The sequence below is a fragment of the Neoroseomonas rubea genome, assembly GCF_016106015.1.
GTDB classification, from domain to species: Bacteria; Pseudomonadota; Alphaproteobacteria; order Acetobacterales; family Acetobacteraceae; genus Neoroseomonas; species Neoroseomonas rubea.
In genome coordinates this window covers 1-1,280 of sequence record NZ_JACADQ010000597.1, presented here as the reverse complement: position 1 = coordinate 1,280, position 1,280 = coordinate 1, and the positions used below count along the sequence as shown (strand labels likewise).

The 1,280-nt window shown below is 75.8% G+C and carries 2 protein-coding genes; both read left to right on the top strand.

Annotated elements, in window-relative coordinates; translation table 11 throughout:
* Positions 1 to 716: type VI secretion IcmF C-terminal domain-containing protein (locus HW577_RS25170; RefSeq protein WP_332837812.1), on the top strand; the 716-nt coding region annotated here is incomplete at its 5' end.
* The coding region (gene tagF / locus HW577_RS25165; protein WP_198378820.1) for a type VI secretion system-associated protein TagF at positions 695 to 1,280 on the top strand (586 nt) is incomplete at its 3' end. The genes HW577_RS25170 and tagF, both read left to right, overlap by 22 nt.

Sequence of the window (1,280 nt, the reverse complement as noted above, 5' to 3'; positions counted from 1 at the left end):
GGCCGCGCGGCGGCGGGGCGAAGGCCGCGCTGGCCGCGGCGGGCGCGCAGCAGCTGGCGCCCTTCTGCCGCGGGCTGGAACAGCGCTTCCCCTTCAACATCAACGGGGAGGACCTGCCGGTCGACGACTTCATGCGGCTGTTCGGCCCCGGCGGCGTCTTCGACCAGTTCTTCACGCAGAACGTGCGGCAGTACGTGGACATCACCAGCCTGCCCTGGCGGCCGGTGGCGACCGACGGGCTGCCGCCGCCGATCAGCGCCGCGGACCTGATGCAGTTCCAGCGCGCGCGGGCGATCCGGGAGGCCTTCTTCCCCTCCGTCGCCTCGGTCGGGCTGCGGTTCGAGCTCGTGCCGCGGTCGATGGATCCGGGTGCGATCTCGGCGGTGCTCGAGGCGGAAGGCACGCGGAACGAGATCGCGCAGGGCGGATCCTCCCGCCCCATCGCGCTGTCCTGGCCGGCGCGCGGCAACACGACGCTGACCTTCGACCCGCCTTCCCTGGCGGGGCCGCTCGCCTATGACGGCGCCTGGTCGGCGCTGCGGCTGGTGATGCGGCGCAACAGCACGCTGACGGCGACGCCGGCGCGCGAAAGGCTGCGGCTGCGCGTGGTGCAGGGCGAGCGGAGCATGGATTTCGAGCTGCGCGCTGGCAGCACGCAGCACCCCTTCGGCCTGGCCGAGCTGCGGGAGTTCCGATGCCCGACCCTCGCCCCCTGACCGGCCTCTACGGCAAGGTCCCGGCGCACGGGGATTTCGTGCGCCGGGGCCTGCCCTCGAGCTTCGTCGGGCCCTGGGACGCCTGGCTGCAGGAAGCCGTGGCGGCGGCGCGCGACGCGCTGGGGCCGCGCTGGGCGGAGGCGTGGGACGCAGCACCCCCCTGGCGCTTCGCCCTGCCGGCCGGCGCCTGCGGCCCCGATGCCGTGGCAGGGGTGATGCTGCCGAGCGCGGACACGGTGGGGCGGCGCTTTCCTGTCACGCTCGCTGCGCTGCTCGCCCCGGGCGAGGCCATGCCGGGGCCGGCCTGGTTCGATCGCGTGGAGGCCGTCGCCTGTGCCGGCCGCGCGGGCATGGCGGATGCGGATGCGCTCTGCGCGGCTATTCCGGACCCGGCCGCGCCGGCGGACGCCTATCCGCCGGGCCTCGTGGCGGAAAGAGCGCCCTTCGTCCCGGATGCGCATGACGCGGCGGCGCCCATGGCGTGGCCCGCCGCCAGCGTGCCCGCCGCGCCGTTCTGGGCCGCCGCCGACGCCGCGCCGGGCGCGAGCGAGGGGGATGACGTGC